Annotated in this window: 24 protein-coding genes; 15 read left to right on the forward strand and 9 right to left on the reverse strand. The window is 62.2% G+C overall.

From position 1 onward, the window contains the following. The first annotated feature begins 176 nt into the window (after window positions 1–176). The 4 genes from mdo to ACVZUB_RS08875 all read left to right on the forward strand — a co-directional run bounded on the left by mdo (window position 177) and on the right by ACVZUB_RS08875 (window position 4,544). Window positions 177–1,451, forward strand: coding sequence for an NDMA-dependent methanol dehydrogenase (mdo, locus tag ACVZUB_RS08860; protein WP_003942095.1), 1,275 nt, complete (start codon window positions 177–179; stop codon window positions 1,449–1,451). A gap of 86 nt (window positions 1,452–1,537) precedes the next feature. Next, on the forward strand, window positions 1,538–2,620 hold the full coding sequence (locus ACVZUB_RS08865) for a MadB family AAA-type ATPase (RefSeq protein WP_042453145.1): 1,083 nt from the start codon (window positions 1,538–1,540) through the stop codon (window positions 2,618–2,620). After that, window positions 2,617–4,140 carry a MadC family VWA domain-containing protein gene (gene madC / locus ACVZUB_RS08870; RefSeq protein ID WP_064074178.1) on the forward strand — a complete coding sequence of 508 codons (1,524 nt, stop codon included), beginning with the start codon at window positions 2,617–2,619 and terminating at the stop codon, window positions 4,138–4,140. Before ACVZUB_RS08865 ends, madC begins: the two co-directional genes overlap by 4 nt. 56 nt (window positions 4,141–4,196) lie before the next feature. Next, window positions 4,197–4,544: a hypothetical protein gene (locus ACVZUB_RS08875; protein ID WP_054187805.1), complete on the forward strand. Its 348-nt coding sequence runs from the start codon at window positions 4,197–4,199 to the stop codon at window positions 4,542–4,544. On the opposite strand, the gene ACVZUB_RS08880 is transcribed toward ACVZUB_RS08875, so the two are convergent. Next, window positions 4,533–4,952 (reverse strand): RNHCP domain-containing protein, encoded by a 420-nt coding sequence (locus tag ACVZUB_RS08880; protein ID WP_054187804.1) that lies wholly within the window; start codon window positions 4,950–4,952, stop codon window positions 4,533–4,535. The two genes, ACVZUB_RS08875 and ACVZUB_RS08880, sit on opposite strands and share 12 nt — an antisense overlap. A gap of 11 nt (window positions 4,953–4,963) precedes the next feature. Then, complete coding sequence (locus ACVZUB_RS08885; RefSeq protein WP_003941922.1) at window positions 4,964–5,326, reverse strand: RNHCP domain-containing protein; 363 nt, start codon at window positions 5,324–5,326, stop codon at window positions 4,964–4,966. A gap of 435 nt (window positions 5,327–5,761) precedes the next feature. On the opposite strand from ACVZUB_RS08885, the gene ACVZUB_RS08890 reads away from it, so the two are divergent. From ACVZUB_RS08890 to ACVZUB_RS08900, 3 genes are read left to right on the forward strand one after another with little or no spacing between them, the layout of a single operon-like run. Next, a complete protein-coding gene (locus tag ACVZUB_RS08890) occupies window positions 5,762–6,967 on the forward strand; it encodes an iron-containing alcohol dehydrogenase (protein ID WP_482628300.1) in 1,206 nt (401 codons plus the stop codon). A gap of 58 nt (window positions 6,968–7,025) precedes the next feature. After that, on the forward strand, window positions 7,026–8,399 hold the full coding sequence (locus tag ACVZUB_RS08895; protein WP_003941844.1) for a MadS family sensor histidine kinase: 1,374 nt from the start codon (window positions 7,026–7,028) through the stop codon (window positions 8,397–8,399). Then, the gene (locus ACVZUB_RS08900) at window positions 8,396–9,079 is read left to right on the forward strand and encodes a MadR family response regulator transcription factor (protein WP_003942005.1); all 684 of its coding nucleotides are present in this window, start codon (window positions 8,396–8,398) and stop codon (window positions 9,077–9,079) included. The genes ACVZUB_RS08895 and ACVZUB_RS08900 overlap by 4 nt, the downstream gene beginning before the upstream one ends. Here ACVZUB_RS08900 and ACVZUB_RS08905 read toward each other — a convergent pair. Next, a complete protein-coding gene (locus ACVZUB_RS08905) occupies window positions 9,076–9,615 on the reverse strand; it encodes an RNA polymerase subunit sigma (RefSeq protein WP_042921062.1) in 540 nt (179 codons plus the stop codon). The genes ACVZUB_RS08900 and ACVZUB_RS08905 overlap by 4 nt on opposite strands. A gap of 83 nt (window positions 9,616–9,698) precedes the next feature. After that, window positions 9,699–10,193 (reverse strand): GbsR/MarR family transcriptional regulator, encoded by a 495-nt coding sequence (locus ACVZUB_RS08910; RefSeq protein ID WP_047268922.1) that lies wholly within the window; start codon window positions 10,191–10,193, stop codon window positions 9,699–9,701. Window positions 10,194–10,261: 68 nt separating this feature from the next. On the opposite strand from ACVZUB_RS08910, the gene ACVZUB_RS08915 reads away from it, so the two are divergent. Both ACVZUB_RS08915 and ACVZUB_RS08920 read left to right on the forward strand, forming a co-directional pair. Further along, on the forward strand, window positions 10,262–11,197 hold the full coding sequence (locus ACVZUB_RS08915; RefSeq protein ID WP_003942009.1) for an ABC transporter ATP-binding protein: 936 nt from the start codon (window positions 10,262–10,264) through the stop codon (window positions 11,195–11,197). Further along, window positions 11,194–12,864 carry an ABC transporter permease gene (locus ACVZUB_RS08920; protein ID WP_063314736.1) on the forward strand — a complete coding sequence of 557 codons (1,671 nt, stop codon included), beginning with the start codon at window positions 11,194–11,196 and terminating at the stop codon, window positions 12,862–12,864. The genes ACVZUB_RS08915 and ACVZUB_RS08920 overlap by 4 nt, the downstream gene beginning before the upstream one ends. A gap of 12 nt (window positions 12,865–12,876) precedes the next feature. On the opposite strand, the gene ACVZUB_RS08925 is transcribed toward ACVZUB_RS08920, so the two are convergent. Together ACVZUB_RS08925 and ACVZUB_RS08930 are read right to left on the reverse strand one after the other, a co-directional pair. Further along, complete coding sequence (locus ACVZUB_RS08925) at window positions 12,877–13,665, reverse strand: thioesterase family protein (RefSeq protein ID WP_042920993.1); 789 nt, start codon at window positions 13,663–13,665, stop codon at window positions 12,877–12,879. Between the two features lie 233 nt (window positions 13,666–13,898). Further along, entirely contained in the window at window positions 13,899–14,375 is a 477-nt protein-coding gene (locus ACVZUB_RS08930; protein ID WP_007728315.1) for a MaoC/PaaZ C-terminal domain-containing protein, read from the reverse strand. A 110-nt stretch (window positions 14,376–14,485) separates the two neighbouring features. On the opposite strand from ACVZUB_RS08930, the gene ACVZUB_RS08935 reads away from it, so the two are divergent. Then, window positions 14,486–14,911 carry a DUF6314 family protein gene (locus tag ACVZUB_RS08935; RefSeq protein ID WP_083058958.1) on the forward strand — a complete coding sequence of 142 codons (426 nt, stop codon included), beginning with the start codon at window positions 14,486–14,488 and terminating at the stop codon, window positions 14,909–14,911. Between the two features lie 16 nt (window positions 14,912–14,927). On the opposite strand, the gene ACVZUB_RS08940 is transcribed toward ACVZUB_RS08935, so the two are convergent. Then, window positions 14,928–15,140 carry a TOBE domain-containing protein gene (locus ACVZUB_RS08940; RefSeq protein WP_003942061.1) on the reverse strand — a complete coding sequence of 71 codons (213 nt, stop codon included), beginning with the start codon at window positions 15,138–15,140 and terminating at the stop codon, window positions 14,928–14,930. A 141-nt stretch (window positions 15,141–15,281) separates the two neighbouring features. Here ACVZUB_RS08940 and ACVZUB_RS08945 point away from each other — a divergent pair, with 141 nt between their 5' ends. Beyond that, window positions 15,282–15,485, forward strand: a complete 204-nt coding sequence (locus ACVZUB_RS08945; protein ID WP_007728313.1) for a DUF4287 domain-containing protein — start codon at window positions 15,282–15,284, stop codon at window positions 15,483–15,485. 6 nt (window positions 15,486–15,491) lie between these two features. Here the strand turns inward: ACVZUB_RS08945 and mftM are convergent, their stop codons facing one another. Further along, on the reverse strand, window positions 15,492–16,325 hold the full coding sequence (gene mftM / locus ACVZUB_RS08950) for a mycofactocin oligosaccharide methyltransferase MftM (protein WP_058038123.1): 834 nt from the start codon (window positions 16,323–16,325) through the stop codon (window positions 15,492–15,494). Between the two features lie 29 nt (window positions 16,326–16,354). After that, window positions 16,355–16,954: a mycofactocin system transcriptional regulator gene (gene mftR / locus ACVZUB_RS08955; protein WP_007728311.1), complete on the reverse strand. Its 600-nt coding sequence runs from the start codon at window positions 16,952–16,954 to the stop codon at window positions 16,355–16,357. 150 nt (window positions 16,955–17,104) lie between these two features. Between mftR and mftA the strand changes: the two genes are divergently transcribed. From mftA to mftD, 4 genes are all read left to right on the forward strand, one after another. Next, entirely contained in the window at window positions 17,105–17,200 is a 96-nt protein-coding gene (mftA, locus tag ACVZUB_RS08960; RefSeq protein ID WP_063836238.1) for a mycofactocin precursor MftA, read from the forward strand. After that, window positions 17,185–17,472 carry a mycofactocin biosynthesis chaperone MftB gene (gene mftB, locus ACVZUB_RS08965; protein WP_007728309.1) on the forward strand — a complete coding sequence of 96 codons (288 nt, stop codon included), beginning with the start codon at window positions 17,185–17,187 and terminating at the stop codon, window positions 17,470–17,472. The genes mftA and mftB overlap by 16 nt, the downstream gene beginning before the upstream one ends. Before the next feature lie 76 nt (window positions 17,473–17,548). Beyond that, the gene (gene mftC, locus ACVZUB_RS08970) at window positions 17,549–18,766 is read left to right on the forward strand and encodes a mycofactocin radical SAM maturase (RefSeq protein WP_003942089.1); all 1,218 of its coding nucleotides are present in this window, start codon (window positions 17,549–17,551) and stop codon (window positions 18,764–18,766) included. A gap of 55 nt (window positions 18,767–18,821) precedes the next feature. After that, window positions 18,822–20,000 (forward strand): pre-mycofactocin synthase MftD, encoded by a 1,179-nt coding sequence (gene mftD / locus ACVZUB_RS08975; RefSeq protein WP_003942047.1) that lies wholly within the window; start codon window positions 18,822–18,824, stop codon window positions 19,998–20,000. The last annotated feature ends 7 nt before the right edge of the window (window positions 20,001–20,007 follow it).

Genomic DNA, 20,007 nt, shown 5'->3' on the forward strand with positions numbered 1-20,007 from the left:
GCGTCGACCTGCCCGAACGGGCGGTTCGTGAGCGGCGTCCGGGCGGTTGAGCTGCCGAAGTCTGTGCACGGGCTGTTTGTCGGTACACAGTGGGAACCAGGTGAGACGCCGGTCACAAAGATTCGGCTCGAATCCCTCCCGCAGTCACATTCGTGCACATCCCTGAGGAGATACCGATGGCTATCGAGCTCAACCAGATCTGGGACTTTCCCATCAAGGAGTTCCACCCCTTCCCTCGCGCCCTGATGGGTGTGGGCGCTCACGACATCATCGGGGTGGAGGCCAAGAACCTCGGCTTCAAGCGCACCCTTCTGATGACGACCGGTCTGCGCGGTTCGGGCATCATCGAGGAACTCGTCGGCAAGATCGAGTACCAGGGTGTCGAGGTCGTGCTCTACGACAAGGTCGAGTCGAATCCCAAGGACTACAACGTCATGGAGGCCGCGGCTCTCTACCAGAAGGAGAAGTGCGACTCGATCATCTCGATCGGCGGTGGTTCGAGCCACGACGCCGCCAAGGGCGCTCGCGTCGTGATCGCACACGACGGTCGCAACATCAACGAGTTCGAGGGCTTCGCCAAGTCCACCAACAAGGAGAACCCGCCCCATATCGCCGTATCCACCACGGCCGGAACGGGTTCCGAGACGTCGTGGGCGTACGTCATCACCGACACGTCGGACATGAACAACCCGCACAAGTGGGTGGGCTTCGACGAGGCGACCATCGTCACCCTGGCGATCGACGATCCGCTGCTCTACTACACCTGCCCTCAGCATTTCACCGCGTACTGCGGCTTCGACGTACTCGCGCACGGCAGTGAGCCTTTCGTGTCTCGTCTCGATTTCGCGCCTTCGCTCGGTAACGCGATCTACTCGGTCGAGTTGGTCGCGAAGAACCTGCGCGAGGCCGTCTTCGAGCCGCGCAACCTCAAGGCCCGCGAGGGAATGATGAACGCGCAGTACATTGCCGGGCAGGCCTTCAACTCCGGTGGGCTCGGCATCGTTCACTCGATCTCGCACGCGGTCAGTGCCTTCTTCGACAGCCACCACGGTTTGAACAACGCAATCGCGTTGCCGCGTGTGTGGGAGTACAACCTGCCTTCGCGCTACGAGCGCTACGCCCAGTTGGCCGGCGCACTCGGTGTCGACACTCGCAACCTCACCACGGTTCAGGCCGCGGATGCTGCCGTCGAGGCTGCCATCCGTCTGGCCAAGGACGTCGGTATCCCCGACAACTTCGGTCAGGTTCGCACCGACTCGTACGCGAAGAACCAGATGAACACCAAGAAGTACGAGGGCCGTGGTGATGTCATCAAGGGTGACGAGAAGACTGTGCGCGCCATCTCCGAGCACATTCAGGACGACTGGTGCACCCCGGGCAATCCCCGTGAGGTCACCGTGGAGTCGATGATCCCGGTTGTCGATCACGCGATCAACAAGTCGTACTTCTAGCAGGGCCTTCGGCCCCGTGCGCCTTTTTGGTAGCCCGCACTACCAAAAAGGCGCACATGGGCTGTGCCCCTATCGAAAGGTATTCCATGTCCGGTCGCAGTTTCTCCAGCGGAATCGAAGTGAAAGATGCTCTGCGAGAGCAGGACTACATTGCCGATGACGAGTTCGCGGTAGTCGTTCATCTGGCGACGGCGCTGGGGCGTCCGCTCCTGCTCGAAGGTCCGGCCGGTGTCGGCAAGACGGAACTGGCTAAGTCTCTGGCTGCGATCGGGGGCCGCAAACTGGTGCGATTGCAGTGTTACGAAGGGCTGGACGACAATCGCGCCCTGTACGAATGGGACTACGCGAAGCAACTCCTGCACGTGCAGATGCTCCGCGACCGGATCAGCGATCAGGTTTCCGAATTCGACAGCGTCGCCGAAGCGTCCAAGTTTCTGGCCGATCAGGATTTCGGTTTGTACTCCGAGAACTTCCTGTCCGTACGACCGCTGCTCGAAGCAATCCTCTCACCCGATCCGGTAGTGCTTCTGGTCGACGAGGTAGACCGCACCGAGGAGTCGATGGAAGCACTGCTCCTCGAGATTCTCGCCGAACAGCAGATCACCATTCCCGAGGTCGGTACGTTCGTTGCCCGCTCGCAGCCCTGGGTCATCCTGACGTCCAACGACACCCGCGAGCTCTCACCCGCACTCAAGCGTCGTTGTCTGCATTACCATCTCGGCTATCCGACGTCGGAGCGTGAACGCGAGATCGTCACGGCCCGAGCGCCGGAGGTGGATTCGGCTACGGCCACCGAGGTCGTCGAATTGGCTCGCATCCTGCGTGACCTCCCGCTGCGCAAGAGTCCGTCCATCTCGGAGGTCATCGACGCGGCCAGAGCGGCAACAGTGCTCGCGGCCGGCGGATTCGACACCGCTTCCGACGCCAAGGTGCGCGACATCCTGCTCACGGCGTTGCTCAAGTACTCGTCCGATGTGACGCTGGCCAAGGAACGATTCGACGGAAAGCGTTTCGAATCATCGTCGCGTGACGGTGGCGAGCCGATCGAGCGGGCCACGGTGGCAAGCAAACCCGCCAACACGACGACGGCCGTGTTCCGGGGCACGGGTGGACGTGACCCTCATCAACAGGGAATCCGCGGCGGCAGCGGAATCCGTTCGACGCGATGACGACGCTCGGTGGCCTTGCCGTGTGGCAACCGTCCTTTGTTCTCGACGTGGTGTCCGCGAGTTTCGGCCGATTGCTGAGGGCGGCCGGAGTTTCCGCGTCACCGGCCGAGGTCATCGAGGTTCGGCGTGTTCTCGCGATGGTCGGCGCTTCGGATCGTGAGACGTTGCGAGCATGTCTTCGGGCAGTGTGCGCCAAGTACTCTCACGAGCAGGCCGGTTTCGATCGGGCGTTCGACGCGCTGTTCCGGCCGGCCGCAGGCAAAGCGCACGGCGAGCGGATGGGTTCGCGCGCCGAGGTGGCGGACGGTCTGCCCACCGCGCTGGGGATCGACGAGGATCAAGAAGTTGGTCGGTACGCCGAGTACAACGAGCGTGCGGCCGAGGTCGGCGACTACTTCGACACTCCGGAAGCGGAGAAGGGCTTCAACCCGCACAAGGACGACGACGATGTGTCGATGACGTCGAGCGATGCCGAACTGTCGGTCGATACCGGTTCGGAGACCGGTCGACGCGGAGTCAGTTACACGGTCGACGTGGACCGTGCAGCATCGGCGGTGGTCGGTGACCTGAGCACCAGTGTTGCTGCAGCAGTGGTCGGCTCGCTGTCCTGGGACGATCCGACGTCGATCCTCGCCTGGTTGGATGCCTACGACCCGAGCAAAGCGTATGCAGATGTCTCCGACGACGGGCCGTTGACGCAAGCACAATTGAACCGGCTCGTCGAGGCGGTCGAAGCGTTCGTGCAAGCACTCTCGGCAGCTGCACTCGCCGAAACCGCTCCCGATGCGCCCGACAGTGAATCTGCAGCGGGCGCAACGCACAACGACATCGAACTCGCGTGCCACGAAGTGCTTCGGCGGATGAGAGGACCGTCCAGACCTCGGCCCCGTGAGCGCTCTCGTGGGCATCTCGACATGCGACGCACGGTGCGTTCGAGTCTGCGCACCGACGGAATTCCCTTCCATCTGGTCGTGAAAGCTCCTCGCCCCGATCGTGTTCGACTACTTCTCATCGCCGACGTGTCGCTGTCCGTGCGCCCCATCACCGCGTTCACTCTGCGCTTGGCTCAGGCAATGCATCGCCGAGCAGATCGTTGTGAAGTCCTCGCCTTCGTCGATCGTCCGGTCGACGTGACCGACACCCTTCTCGCCAGTAGTGGTGACGGCGCACTGGCCGCGGTACTCGCGCACCCGGTTCTGGATCTGGAAGCCAGCAGCGATTACGGGCGGGTGCTCACAGAATTGTTGGACGAGCACGGAAACACCTTGAACTCACGGACGTCTGTCATCATCGTGGGCGACGGTCGGTGCAACGGGTTGCCCCCGCAGGCGGACAAGCTCGAGGAACTCCGCCGAAAGGTCCACCGTCTGGCCTGGATCACGCCTGAACCACAGCGTTACTGGAACCAGGCATCGTGCGCGATGCCGGAGTATTCGGAGATCTGCGACGAGGTTGTTGTTGCCCGAGATGCCGCGCAACTGATGGCAAAGGCCGCCGAGCTGGGGCACGCACTTCGCTGATGTCAGTGCACTTCACCGATGTCACTGCGCGATCTGTCGTGAACTAGTTTGATCTCATGTCCGAAATCAGGGGATCGATCTGGCGACCGATCGCGGCGCTGACAGTGCTCGGCGCCGTGTGTGGGGTTGTGGCGCTCGGCGTGTTTCAGTGGTGGTGGAAGTCGTTGGCGTCACCGCACATTCTCACCGGAGGATCCTATCGGGAGCCGTTTTCCGAACCGACATACACCGGACCCATATTCATGGACCTCTTTCCGGCAGAACCTGCCCCGTGGTTGTACTCGGGACTGGTCCTCGGACCGACTGTGGTCGGCTTGCTCGCCGGGATCGTGTTCGTGGTCTTCGTCCGGTGTAATCGTGCGCAGAACCGCGCGAGTACACCGGACGAATCATCAGAGCGCTAGCAACGCGCGCGAGCGCAGGCGGGGGTCTGCCAACGGACGTAGCGCCAAGCGCAGCAGGACCAAGACGTTGTCGTCGCCGGCAATCCTGTTGACTTTCAACGTATTGCACTCGACACACTGGTGAACGAGCATCCATTCACCGTCTTGACGGACCGACAGGCACAGCGCCGCCATGGCACCTCGGCACTGTTGTGCTCGGTCGCCCGGAACGCGACCGTCCACGTGGCGGCTGGCCAGACAGTTCGGGCAGTGGTTCCGATGAGCGGTACCCGGCGCCGCAGTGGAGATGTCCAAACGGCATGTGAGACAACGGAAGCTCGATCCTTGTTCTCCGCCGATTCCGTGCAGTACGTGCTTGGCCCGTTGCGGTGCCCGCCGCGCGCGGGTGCTGGGATTCCTACGTGGCATCTGATTCCCCCTCACAAGTCGCCGAAGGCTTCGAGCGGGAAGGGCGGTTGCGCGAGCGGTCGCACTGCCATTCTCATCAACAACAACTGGTTGTCGTCTCGGCTGACGGGGTTGGAGGTGAGCTCGAGGCACTGTGCGCAGCGGTGGATGATCATCCAATCGCCACTGCGCAGTACTGCGATCGAAATGGGAGCCATCCGCATTCCGCAGTCCGACGGTCCACCTTCCACCTGGTCGAACAGGTGTCGGGAATGCAGGCAACTGGGGCAGTGGTTTCGGCGATCACCATCGGGGCCGTACGTCATGACTGTGAGTCCGCACTGAATGCACGAGAAGGTGTCGGTTTTCGAGATGGAATTGTGTGATTGAGGCACTGGAGAACTCCTAGCTGAGTGAACAAAGCAGTAGGAGCAGGCCGAGGGGGCCTCGCGGCTGTCAGTCCGACGTTTCGAGGATCAGCATGTGACCCTCGAGGTTGCCGGCAGTGCAGGGGCGGGAGGCGCGCTCGGCGCGGGCTGGGTCATAAACACCTTCTGAATCGGTTCTACGGGCCACTCTGGCCGCAACCGAAAGTACAGCGGGACCTTCTCGCCGCGCCATTCATTTTCCCGAGACGCCTTACCTGCCCGAACGGGTAGGTAAGCGCCTCTCCTTCGGTGGGTGTGCCCCGACTGCTGTCCGCGTAGGCTCGGGGCCAGCGATTGTAAGGTGGATCACACCAGTTTGTGCACGTGGGAGTTGATGCGCTGAGAGCGACGGATGCGAAATCCCGACCGGAGATCTCAGAGCAGCGAGAGGAGAGTGGGGTCGTGTCCGTGGCATACCCGGATGCTGTGAACCACGGTGTTCATCGCCGCGGCACTGCTGCTCGACTGGTCAAATTTCACGCCCCCGAGATCGTCTTCGGTATCGGTTCCCTGGTCGAGGCAGCACACGCGACTCTGAGGTTCGGCGGGTTCCGACCATTCCTGGTCACCGATCCCGGTCTGATCGACGCGGGATGGGTCAGCGAACTCGAAGACCATCTCACGGAGCAGGGATTGACGGCGACGGTGTGGTCAGGGCTGACGCCCAATCCCAAGGACTTCGAGATCGCGGCCGGTTTCGAGGTGTACCAGGAAGGTGAGTGTGACGTCATCATCGCGCTCGGCGGCGGTTCCGTCATCGACGCGGCTAAGGGTGTAGCCGTCCTCGCTGCCAACGGTGGCAACATACTCGACTACGAGGGGGTAGATCAGGCGACCAAACCGATCCCGCCGTTGGTGATGGTTCCCACCACGTCCGGCACGGGCGCGGACGTGTCGCAGTTCTGCATCGTCACGGACACGACCCGCGGCACCAAGATCACCATCATCGGCCGGGCGCTGGTGCCAGATGTGACGGTCATCGATCCGCGGTTGCTCACGACGATGCCCGAGTGGCTCAATGCGGCAACAGGATTGGACGCACTGACGCACGGAATCGAAGCCTTCGTCTCACTGGCGCACAATCCGTTGACCGATCATCACGCGCTCCGCGCTGTCGGCCTCGTGACCGAGAATCTGGTGCACACGATCCAGGACCCGATGGAGATGGAAGCTCGATCGGTGATGGCGCAGGCGAGCCTCGAGGCCGGGTTGGCGTTCACCAACGCGATACTCGGAGCCGCGCACGCCATGAGTCATCAGGTGGGCGGCATGCTCGACCTTCCGCACGGCGTCATCAACGGAATTCTCTTGCCCCACGTCATCCGGTTCAATTCCACCACGGACGCCGCCCCCTTTGTCGCCATCGCTGCGGCACTGAGTCTTCCCGAGCAACGCGGCACCCCGGAGGAAGCAGCGCTGGCAGTGGCCGACCGTGTCGAACGTCTCGCACGGGAGGTCGGTGTGCCGAAGGGGCTGGGGGAGTTGGGTGTTCGCGATGAAGACCTGAGTAGGCTCGCCAGCTTCGCGTTGCTCGACGCCTGCATGTCCACCAATCCCAGGGAAGCGACGCAGGAACAGATGGTGGCGTTGTTCCGAGGTGCCTTGTGAAGATGGACGCTGTGAAGATGGACGCTGTGAAGAGGGCCGCTGTGAATTGGTGCAGGCGATGACCGCGGACCTGTCCCGGCTCACCGGATTACGATCGGGTAAGAGTTCGTTCTACCCGCAGTATCGCGGTGCGGCCGAGCGCCTCGAACGCGTCGTGCATGCCTTGGAGTTGATCTCGCGGGCTTTGGTGCGCACCGTCGAGGGGCCGGAAACCCTCGTCTGCGCGGTCGCGGAAGCTGCCCGTGCGCATCTGAGTGCCAACTGGATTGTCTTCGCCTTGGCTGACGGAACTTTGCCCGACGCCGGACCACGGCGACTGGTTCTCGGCCCGGACGCCACCCCTTTTCTGGTCGACAACGTCGAGGGGCCGCCACTTCCGGAGGATGTCGTCGAATGCCTCGACGACATCCGGTACGGAAGAATCGAATCCAACTCGGTGATCGACGCGCACTACGCGTTTGTGCCGATCGTGCTCGGTGGCGGCGTGGTAGGTGCCTTTGCAGCCTGGACGCCGGCCAACCGAACCCTCGACACGACGGACGGAGCCGTGCTCAGCATTCTGGCCAGCCAGACTGCTGTGGCTCTGCAGAATTCGGCGCTCTATCAGCGCGGACAACTACTGCTCGAGCGTGCCGAAGATGCGTATGCGGAGGCCAATCGTACTGCAGCCGACCTTGCGGTGCGCAACAGCGAATTGGAGTCCACTCAGCGTCAACTCGGAGTGGCGCACCGGCACCAAGTGGTCGACGACGAACGTCACCGGATCGCCCGCGAACTGCACGACAGTGTGACACAGGCGGTGTTGTCGGCGGGCATGCAGATCGAGGTCTGCCGGAGCGACATCCCGGAGGCTGAACGCAGTGAAAGACTGGACTTGGCAAAGGATTTGACCAGGAGGGCGGTCGAGCAGCTTCGTTCGGCGATCTATGCGCTCAATCATTCGTCGGACGCGGACCGGACGTCGTTGCCCGAGATGCTCGAGCAACTCGGCGTGGTTCACATGCCGGACGAGTTGGCGGTGAGCGTTCGCGTCGGCGGTACCCCGACCGAACTTCCGGGCGATGCCGAACACGCTCTTCTCCGGATCGCTGGGGAAGCTCTCTTCAATGCAGCGGTCCATGCTCACGCGAATCGGGCGGTGCTACGTCTGACCTATCGGGCGGACTCCGTGTTGCTGTCGGTCTCCGACGACGGTGACGGCGACCCTGCGCGAATGCGTCTGATCCTCAAACTCGCAGCCACCAACGACGTCGACGGCCGCCATCGCGGTCTCGCGAACATGCAGGCGCGAACACTCGAGTTGGGTGGTGCGCTCGAAGTACGGCGCGCGCGGATCGGTGGGATTCAGATTCTCGTGCGACTACCACTGCCGTTCGACTCGGGCATGGAAAACCTTTGCTCCACCACTGAAATCGAGAGCGAGGAATCATGACCACTGCGCGTCCCGTCATCACCCGCGGAGCATCGCCGGTTCAGGGATTGGTTCGAATCGTCCTGGTCGACGACCATGCAATTCTGCGGCAAGGGCTCCGCTCGGTTCTCGAGCGCGAAAGCGATCTCGAGATCGTGGGGGAGGCGTCGTCCCTCGCCGAGGCCCTCGCCGTGGTCGACAAGGTCGGCCCGGACATCGTCCTGATGGATCTCAAACTCTCCGCCAGTTCCGACTACGAGGGACTGACCCTGTGTGGCCAGCTGTCCTCGGCGCATCCCGGCCTCGGACTGTTGGTTCTCACCACGTTTCTCGACGATCAACTGGTGGTGCGAGCGGTGCACGCGGGTGCTCGCGGCTATGTCGTCAAAGACGTCGACACCACCGAATTGGTGCGTGCGATCAGGGCGGTCTCGCGGGGTGAGAGTGCGTTCGATTCGCGCAGCGCGTCAGCTGTCGTGCGATCGCTCAACGGGCAGTCGTCGTCGAAAGAACGATTGACCGATCGCGAACTCGAAGTGCTCAGACTCCTCGCAAACGGCTTGTCCAACATCAAGATCGGTGAGAGATTGTTCATCTCACCGACCACCGTCAAATTTCACGTCAGCAACATCATGCGCAAACTCGAGGTGAGCCGTCGAGCAGAGGCCGTCTACGCCGCGAGTAAGCAAGGTCTGATCTAGCTCCGCTCGGAGACCGTCCAGGCGCGCAGCGCTTGATGCTGTACGAGGAGCACGCTCGAACGAGTTGTGCGCAGAGTCGACGCGGTCATCTCGGCAGTCAGACCCACTGCGATTCGTAGTACCAGAACCTCACGTTGGTCGTCGGTCAGGCGACGCGGGCGTTTGAATTGTCCGTCGATGTTGCGTGACTGGGGAATTGACGCAATTCGTCGAGAGGCCAACTCGTACGCGAAGGTCTCGATGCGTGTGTCGGCCGAGATCGTGTCGGACATTCGTGTGACGACGTCCAGGGTGCATTGGTGGGCGAGATCGTCGGCGAACGTCGCGACGGGCGTCCCGAGGAGTCTGGCGCGATAGTAGAGAACGACGCGAGGGTGCAACCGGGCCAGTAGTTTCGACAATGCATGGTGATCACCGGCGAATGCCTCGGCGGCGGTGCGATTCAGGGAAATCGATCGTTCACAGGTTTCGGGTGAAGCGGTACGCGCGAAGGGTGGAGTCGGTGAAGTGTTCGCGCCCCTGATCGACAGCTTCATCAGCAACTCCTCGATTACACCGCACCTGACCATGCTGGAACGAGAATTGAGGTACCCCGCCGAAATTGCGGGTAAACCTGAAGTTACCTGCCAGGTGTCCGGTCTTTTCGCCGGGAGCGCCAGTCCGCGAGCATTCGCGGCATTTCCGCGGCCATGAAGTCGAAGAAGTCGCGCAGATCTGCCATTCGATCGCCGGCTGTTGTTCCTTCACCGAGGACTCGTATGCCCTCGTCCGCAACTGCCGAGACCTGGTAGAGCGAGGACTGTTTCGTGACAAACGCGTCGGCCCACATGTCGACGCTGACGCAGTAGTGCTGACGCCGCGATCCGGGGACGGCCACACGCTCGATCAATCCGACTTGCTGGAGGTATCTGACGGCTCCGGAAATGGCGGCGGGGCTCACTCCCAACCGAGATCCGAGATCTCCTGGCGTGGACGAGGGTGCCTCGCTGGTCATCAACGCGGCCCAGACGCGGGCGGGCATCGGCGGAAAACCCATGTTGCTCAGTACGAGTGAGAGTCGCTCGACATAGTGTCGGCTCTCGTCCGGTGCAACGGTGTGGCTGGTGTCGGTCATCGGAACCCTTCGATCTTTCCGTCTTTTCTATCTTCACACATTTGTGAAATCGGCGTACGGTCAAATTCATGGGTGCGGCAATTTCAGTGAAAAGCCTCGTCAAGACCTTCGGTACCACCCGCGCGCTGGACGGCCTCGACCTCGACGTCTCGACGGGTGAAGTGCACGGATTCCTGGGGCCGAACGGTTCCGGAAAGTCCACCACTATTCGGGTGCTCCTCGGCCTGCTCCGCTCGGACTCCGGAGACGCAACCGTTCTCGGCGGCGATCCGTGGCGAGACGCTGTCACTTTGCATCGACGTCTCGCCTATGTGCCTGGCGACGTGAATCTGTGGCCCAACCTCACCGGCGGTGAGGCTATCGATCTGTTGGCGGGCCTGCGCGGTGGCCTGGACCGAAAACGCCGCAGCGAGTTGCTCGATCGCTTCGAATTGGACCCGACCAAGAAGGCGCGCACGTACTCGAAAGGTAACCGGCAGAAGGTTGCACTCGTGGCCGCGTTCTCGTCCGACGTCGACCTTTACGTCCTCGACGAACCCACATCGGGGCTCGACCCGTTGATGGAGGCGGTATTCCAGGACTGCGTCGAGGAGGTGGCTCACGCCGGAAAGACGGTACTGCTGTCGAGCCATATCCTCGCCGAGGTCGAAGCGCTGTGCGATCGTGTGAGCATCATCCGCGACGGGCGGACGGTGGAAGAGGGAACACTGTCCGAACTCAGGCATCTCACGCGCACGTCCGTCGCGGCGGAGACGCAGCGTCCGATCGGTGGACTCGACGGACTCGGCGGTGTCCACGACGCGGTGATCGACGGTAACCACGTCACCTGCGAAGTCGACAGCGCGCAACTCGGACCACTCATGACGTACTTGGTCGGATTCGGAATCGTGGCGCTCACTTCCACTCCGCCGACTCTCGAAGAACTTTTCTTGCGGCATTACGGTGACGAACGGGCCAGGGAGACTTCGGTACACCTGCGAGCCGAGACCGGAGTACGGCCGTGACCGTTGTTGTCGAGGCCGCTCCACCGGTACCGGCCTCGGCAAGTCAATTCACCGGCACACGCCGACTGGTTCGGCTGGCTTTGCGGCGGGACCGAATTCAGCTCTCCGTGTGGGTTATCTCCATCGTCTTGTTCATGCTGCTGGTTGTCGCCAGTGTGACCGGGCTGTACTCGACACCCGAGGAATTACGAAACATCGCAGTCAGTTCCGCGGTATCGCCGGTCGCGCTGGCGACCAACGGGATCGTGTCCGGTGATTCGCAGGGCGCGATAGTCGCCAGTCAGTCGGTGCTCGTGTTCGCGTTGGTGGCCGCATTGATGAGCACCCTTGCGGTGGTTCGCCATACGCGACAGAACGAGGAGACCGGCCGAGCCGAGATGATCGGTGCAGCGGTGGTAGGTCGACGAGCGCTCCTGACCTCCGCATTGATCGTAACCGTCGGTGCGAACGTCGTTCTTGCACTGGGAATTGCACTGGGATCGATCGCCGTCGGTTTGCCTGTCGTCGGTTCGTTCGCGTTGGGCGCCTCGATAGGTGGGACCGGAATCGCGTTTGCCGGAGTGGCAGCCGTGACGGCGCAGATCACCGACGGTGCTCGTACGGCCAACGGCCTGGCGGGTGCCGCGATCGGCGTTGCGTTCATGCTGCGCGCGATCGGCGACGTGAACAGTACGGTCGTCGACGACGGAACTCGCGTGGTCAGTGGCTGGTTGTCGTGGCTCTCGCCGATCGGATGGGCACAACAGATCAGACCTTTCGACGACGACGCCTGGTGGATCCTGTTGTTGCTGATCGGATTCGCGGCTGTGCACGTGGTGGTGGCTTTTGTTCTCATCGGCCATCGCGATCAGGGAGCGGGACTCGTTCAGCCCCGACCCGGCCCGCCAGTCGCGGCATCGTGGCTACCGTCGGCCTGGGGCCTGGCGTGGCGCATGCAGCGAATGACGATGTTCTGGTGGATCTTTGCCGTTGTCATACTCGGGTTCGCGTACGGCGCTGTGGGCAACGAGATCGACGCGATGGTGGGATCGTCGCAGCAGACCGCGGAGATGTTCGAGAAACTTGGCGGCGGCGGATCGGATCTGGTGGATTCCTACTTGGCCACTGCTCTGGGGCTCACGTCGATAGTCATCGCGGCGTATTCGGTCCAGAGTCTTCTCCGGATGCGGGGCGAGGAAACATCGGGACGGCTCGAACCGTTGCTGGCAACGTCTTTGTCGCGGTGGAGGTGGATGCTTTCCCACCTGGGTGTGGTTGTGGGCGGCGTGATCCTCGCGCACGTCTTGATGGGTGCCTTCACCGGTTTTGCCTTCGGGCTCGTCACGGACGACATCGGCGGCAACACACTTCGTATGACTGGCGCCGCGTTGGCCTATCTGCCTGCGGTGCTCGTAGTCGTGGGGTTGGTGTCGTTGGCTTTCGGACTGTTTCCGACGTACGCGTCGGCGCTCTCCTGGGGAATCTTGGCGGCATGCATCGTGCTCGGGCAACTCGGCACGTTGCTGAAGCTTCCGCAGGTAGTGCTGGATCTGTCGCCCTACACTCACGTGCCGGGTGCCCCTGCCGAGCCAGTGACAGTTCTGCCACTGCTGGCAATGATCGTTGTGGCAGTGGTGCTTTCGACAGCATCGCTTGTTGCGTTCCGTCGTCGCGACCTCCAGGTGTAGGAGAGCTGAAACTCAACTCAGAATTCGACGAAGCTGGCGAGCCCGAGCAGCAAGTCGTCCGGTCGAGTCGAATAGTTCGGATTCGTCAACACAGAGAGTGTCCGTCGCCCAGGCAGTCCCGTGGCGTAGGCGATACCACGGTGACAGCGTTCGGGGATCTGCCGTGAGGTGCTCCGGGGTGAAATGCGCGGTGAACTCGATGGTCGGTATGGCCACGGGCATCGTCAGTGTCGCGAACAGTCCGGGCGGAAGCGCGTCGAGAAGGACCGCGGCGCGCTCTTGGGCCGTGAAATCGAGGTCTGTGAGCAGGCGGATCCAGACGTCGAATTCAGGGGAGTCGCCACCGGCGAACGGCCTCGCGGAATTGATCGGCCGGATGTCGAGGTGCTGGGCGAACGGCACAAAATCCACCGGGATCTCCAGCGGCGGCAGGGTTGACGGGTCGGCCGGAGCCGGTTCGGCGACAGGGGCGGACATTGTTGTAGCTCCTATGTCGCGGGCCAACCGAACGAGAGCGGATCCCGAACCGGTCAGCGTGACGTGGCAACTGACGGTCCGCCCGCCCCGCATCTCGCCGACAGTCAACTCGGCCGGCCCAGGAGGAACGGGGCGGTCCAGATGCGCCGTGACTGCCAGCGGTTCGGCTCCGGACGCGTCGGCCGCCACCCGCAGCATCCGTGCAATTGCGAGTCCGCCCTGGATGCCGTCGAAACTCCGCCAACTGGAGTCGAATTCGGTGTGATGACGCGCTGCGTCGGTCGACGGAGCGGCCGCCACTGATGCCTGACTAGTAATTGCCATAGTCAGCACCCTAGATGCTGACTATGGCTATGGCAAGCTAGGGTTTATTCGGGAGTGCTGGACGACCCACCGAAGAGCATGTAGATGAGGATCTGAAGAATGCCGAGAGGATTGATCTCGCCGAGGCTGCTCATGTGTGAGGAACTCCTGATTGCAGGGATGGGTATTGTTGCGTCGCAACGTCACTGAAAGTACGGCAATTCGGGCAGTGTGGTGCGAAATTTACCGATAATTCACTGTCCGCGAGTCGAGCGGCAGTGCAGGTAGGCGTCAGTGACCACGTCGAGAACGCGATTGCCGTGTGCATCGACCAATTTCGCTGTGATGGTCACCAATCCTCGCGCGCGATTGTCGAACACGACGTTGTCGACGGTGACCTTTCCGCTCAGGGTGTCACCGGGGCGAAGTGGACGGAGGAAGCTCACGTCGCGCATGGTTTTCCCGGCGATCACGTTCCACTGGTCGTAGAGACTGGCGACCACCAACTTCTGGCAGATCGACAGGGTGTGCAGCCCGCTGGCGATCAACCCGCCGAAGACGCCGGACTCGGCGGCTTCCTTGTCGACGTGAAACCACTGGGGATCCCACTGAGTTGCGAACTCGACGATTTCCTCTTCGGTCACCGAATACGAACCCAATGGGATCACTTGGCCGATCTCGAGATCCTCGGCGAACACTGCGCGTTTGTGAAGGGCGGCCGAATCGTTCATGGTTGTGAAAATCTCCTGCGTGTTCCGGGTGTACTCGGAACATACTCTCGCAGTGTGTTCGAGTCGGTCTCCGGTGTCGTCGGGCAATGCAGGGTCACTAGAATCGCCACATGGTCGACGACGCGAAAATCGAGCCGAGGGCGCTGGTAGGAAAGTGGCACTTCGAGCGGGACATCGTCGACCGCCTTTCCGGTTCCACCAAGCATGTATTCGGCGAGACCACTATCTCCGACGCCGGTGACGGTCGGATGCGCTGGTACGAGAGCGGCACGCTGCGTGACGGCGACCTGGAATTACCCGTGTTCCGAACTCTGTTCATTGCCGAGCGCGGCCTCGAGTGGGCCGTGACATTCGAAGACGGCAGAGAGTTCCACGACTGGGCGCCGGGGGAGGAAGTCGAGCACCTGTGCGGTCCGGATACCTACCGCGGGCGAATCGACGTCACTGCCGGAGATCGATCGACCTGGACTGTCGTCTGGACCGTGACGGGGCCGAGCAAGGACTACACGATGACCACGCATCTCACCCGGCCCTGATCACATCGCTCGCCAGTTACTCGACGCCGATCGTCACCTCGGTGGACTTCACGAATACCGTTGCGGCTTGGCCTGGTTCAAGATCGAGATCCAGTGCGGCATCGCGGGTGATCGACGAGGTCACAATCTGATTCCCGCCGTCCAACTTCACCTTGACCGTCGCCATGACGGTGCCGAGGTTGACCTCGGTGATGGTGCCGGTGAGTTGATTTCGTGTGGACAGTCGCATCGCTGAACTCCTGTGCTCTCGGGTGGGTGTTCTTCGACCATAATGCGATGGTCGCGTATCTACCCAGCGATTCCGCAGGTGCGGACATGCGGGCGCCGCCGGTGCGCGAATATTGTCGGGCGGTGGAGGTAGATTCCGGTCATGACTGAACCCGTGAAAGGCCCGGCGTCGTATTTTCCGTCGATCGAGAAGAAGTACGGTCGGCCGATCGGTGAATGGCAAGAGCTGATCAGAAGCTCAGACCTCACGAAGCACATGGAATTGGTCAACTGGTTGAAGTCGGAGCACGGTATGGGTCATGGGCACGCGAATGCGCTTGTCGCCCATACGCTGAAAGAAGGGTAGTTCTTTTCAGGCGGCCGAAGCGTCCAGCACCAACCAGCCGCCGTGATGCTCGAATACCTCGAACGGCACACGGCTCTGCCGGCCGACCGCACGCAGTGACTCGAGATCGAAAGTGCGGATGTGGCCGTGGCACGCGGTGGCTTCGTCTTCGAAGGGGACGGCAATGACGACCCGTTGACGCGCGATCCGGAGTGCTTGCGCGATCACGGCCTCGCCGACTGCGTCGTCGACGTGTTCGAGGAGATGAATCGCGGTGACGGTGTCGGCGCTGTTGTCCGGTGCCGGTACTTCACCCGCGTCGCAGATCACCGTGTCGATCGTGATGCCGAGTTCGGGGGCAACCGCGTCGAGCAGGATCATCGTTCCGGGCAGGATGTCCGTGGCGGTCACGTCCATTCCGGCGCGCGCGAGCCGCAGGGGCAGGAAACCGAAGCAGGAACCCAGATCGAGCACGGAACCGCGGACCAACTCTTCGGCTTTGTCGTGAATCGGCGCGAAATCTGCAGTGCCGTCCAGTAGTTCGGCAAGGGAGTTCCGGTAGTAGGTGGTCCAGGATTCGAGAGCGCCGTCCACGGTGGAGCGAACCAGGCCGACCATCGTCAACTCGAATTCGTCCTGACCGAACTCCGCGTCCTGGATCGACGAGGTGACTCCGGCGACGAGTCGCTCACTCAGATCGGCGGGAGTGAGGGAGTGCCTGACGTGGAGGCGGCCGCCTCGGCGATCGAGCGAGATCGGACCGGACTCGACGCGTTCGACGGTGACATGCCCGAACGACCACAAGCCCGGCGTCGACGGCGCCAGGGAATCCAGGACGGGTTCGTTCGTGATGGTGGACATGATCGCCTTTCTCAGGTGGTGATGCTTTCTCAGGTGCTGATACCGGTCCGCAGGGACTGCGTACCCGTTTTCAAGAGTTCCGGTAGCTCGAGTGAATCGTCGGTGAGCCACTGCTCGTACGCCGACATCGCGACCCCGAGCAGAAGATAGCCGACCGTGCGTGGGCCGTGATCGGTCGGCTCGAGATTCATTCGGCGTGCGACGTAGTCGGCGACCACCTGCCGCCAACCTTCGTACATCACCACAGAGTATGCCTGAAGCGTCGGAACTTCGAGGATCAATTCCATCCGTTTGCGATGTACCGCAGTCTCTTCCGGTGGGAAGGTGTTGAACGTCAACAATGCGGATTCGAGTGCGTCGACCAACGGAATATCAGCGGGCAGTGAATCCAGGTGCTCGCGCATCTCGTCGAGATGTCCGTCGAAGTCTCCCCAGGGGACGGCGTTCTTGGACGGGAAGTAGCGAAAGAAGGTCCGACGCGCGATGCCGGCGGCATCGGCTATCTGGTCGACGCTCACCTCGTTGAAGCCGACTGTCGAGAACAGTTCGATCCCGATCGTGCTGATTCCCTCCTTCGTTGTGGAGGGGCGACGACCTATCCGAGCGGACGGTTTCTTGCGGCTACGCATACTTTTTTCGCTCCATGTGTGTCATTCTGCACTCGATGCCATTACAGTGGTGAACCGAGTCACAGTGAAGTCCCACTAGTGACCACCAACTCCCAGGTTGGAAGTCTGATCTACAGACTTCCAGACGGAGTGCGACCGCAGGAGGAATCCATGTCAGATCGTGACAACAAGGCGCTCGAGAACGACCTCGTCGAGGAGTCCCTCGTGGAGGAAGTTTCCATCGACGGCATGTGCGGCGTGTACTGACCGTGTCTGCTTTGGATCTCGATGCGGGGTGGAAACTCCACCCGCAGGTAGCGCTTCGCCCCGAACCTTTCGGGGCGTTGCTCTACCACTTCGGAACACGCAAGCTGTCGTTCCTGAAGAACACGACCATCGTTGCGGTGGTCAAGGCGTTGCCAGACCATCCTGATGTCCGGTCCGCACTACGTGCGCAAGGCATCGAAGATGACGCGGCTCCCCAATATGCCCGCGCGCTGAGCACTCTCGCCGACTCGCACATGATCGTGCCTGTCTGAGCCAGACGCTCGCCCCCACGTGCGGAACAGCCCTTCCGCACGTTCGCCCGCTTCATTTCTTCGCGAGGACACAGCCATGACCTCAGTTCTTGAACAGCCCTCCCCGCCCGCCAAGGTGGGTCGCCTCGTCGATCAGTTCGAACTCGGACTCGACGCCCCCATCTGCCTGACGTGGGAACTCACCTACGCCTGCAACCTGTCCTGCGTGCACTGCCTTTCGTCGTCGGGTCGTCGTGACCCCAACGAGCTGAGCACCGAACAGTGCAAGTCCATCATCGACGAGCTGCAGCGTATGCAGGTTTTCTACGTCAACATCGGTGGCGGCGAGCCGACGGTACGCTCCGACTTCTGGGAGCTCGTCGACTACGCGACCGACCACCAGGTTGGTGTGAAGTTCTCCACCAACGGCGTGAAGATCGACAAGAAGGTCGCGGCGCGCCTCGCAGCCAGTGACTACGTCGACGTGCAGATTTCCATCGACGGTGCCACCGCTGAGGTCAATGACGCTGTGCGCGGGCCTGGTTCGTTCGCGATGGCCGAGCGCGCTCTCGCGAACCTGAAGGAAGCCGGCTTCAAGGACGCCAAGATTTCGGTGGTCGTCACGCGGCACAACGTCAGTCAGCTCGACGAGTTCAAGGCTCTCGCGGACAAGTACGACGCGACCCTGCGCATCACTCGACTGCGTCCTTCGGGCCGCGGCGCCGACGTGTGGGACGACCTGCACCCGCGTCCGGAGCAGCAGCGTGAGCTCTACAACTGGCTGGTCGCCAATGGCGAAGGCGTCCTGACGGGCGACTCGTTCTTCCACCTCTCCGCCTTCGGCGATGCACTGCCCGGTCTCAATCTCTGTGGCGCGGGCCGCGTCGTGTGCCTGATCGACCCGGTCGGTGACGTGTACGCATGCCCCTTCGCGATTCACGAGCAGTTCCTCGCCGGAAACATCGTGAAAGACGGTGGATTCCAGGAAGTCTGGCAGCACTCGGACCTGTTCGAGGAGCTGCGATCGCCCCAAACCGGTGGCGCCTGCAGCAAGTGCAACCACTACGACTCCTGCCGCGGCGGCTGCATGGCGGCCAAGTTCTTCACCGGACTGCCGATGGACGGACCTGACCCCGAGTGCGTCATCGGCAACGGTGAAATGGCACTGGCGTCGGCGGGCGAGGTCCCGAAGTCCAGTGTCGACCACTCCCGTTCCGGTCAACGTAAGACCCCGCGCGCATCGGTGCCACTGACACTGATGATGCGTCCGCCCGCCAAGATTTGTGACGAAAACCCGCTTGCGGGAATGCAGTAACTACTGCGCGATACCGACAGTGCGGCGAAAGCTGCACCCCAGAGAGGTCAGTTCAATGGCTAAGAATGCTTTCTTCGAGACGGTGGCAGAAGCACAGCGCCGTGCGAAGAAGAGGTTGCCCAAGTCCGTGTACGCGGCGTTGGTGGCGGGATCCGAGAAAGGGCTGACGGTCGACGACAACGTCGCGGCATTCAGCGAATTGGGTTTCGCTCCCCACGCTGCCGGGCTGTCGGACAAGCGCGAGATGTCCACCACCATTATGGGCCAGGACATTTCGTTGCCCGTCATGATTTCACCGACCGGTGTGCAGGCAGTGCACCCCGACGGTGAAGTAGCGGTAGCCCGTGCGGCTGCAGCACGGGGAACAGCCATCGGACTGAGTTCTTTTGCCAGCAAGTCCATCGAAGAAGTTGCCGCGGCCAACCCGCAGGTCTTCTTCCAGATGTATTGGGTCGGTAGCCGCGACGTGCTCCTGCAGCGTATGGAGCGCGCTCGCGCTGCCGGTGCCAAGGGCCTGATCATCACCACCGACTGGTCCTTCTCGTACGGTCGCGACTGGGGCAGCCCGTCCATCCCCGAAAAGATGGACCTCAAGGCGATGTTCCAGTTCGCACCCGAGGGAATCATGCGCCCGAAGTGGTTGCTCGAGTTCGCCAAGACCGGCAAGATTCCGGACCTGACCACCCCCAACCTCGCGGCTCCCGGCCAGCCTGCACCGACGTTCTTCGGCGCATACGGCGAGTGGATGCAGACTCCGCTTCCGACGTGGGAAGACATCGCCTGGCTTCGTGAGCAGTGGGGTGGACCGTTCATGCTCAAGGGCATCATGCGCATCGACGACGCCAAGCGAGCTGTCGACGCCGGTGTCTCCGCTATCTCGGTCTCCAACCACGGTGGTAACAACCTCGACGGCACCCCGGCGCCGATCCGTGTGCTCCCGGGCATTGCCGAGGCCGTGGGCGATCAGGTGGAAGTTGTTCTCGACGGCGGCATTCGACGCGGCGGCGACGTCGTCAAGGCGCTCGCACTCGGAGCCAAGGCCGTCATGCTCGGGCGCGCCTACCTGTGGGGCCTCTCGGCCAACGGCCAGGCCGGTGTCGAGAACGTGCTCGACCTCATGCGGATGGGCATCGACTCGGGGCTGATGGGCCTCGGCCACTCGTCCATCACCGAACTGAGCCCGGCGGACCTGGTGATTCCGGAAGGCTTCACACGCACATTGGGTGCCAGCTGAGATTACG

The sequence above is a fragment of the Rhodococcus sp. OS5 genome (assembly GCF_056837585.1).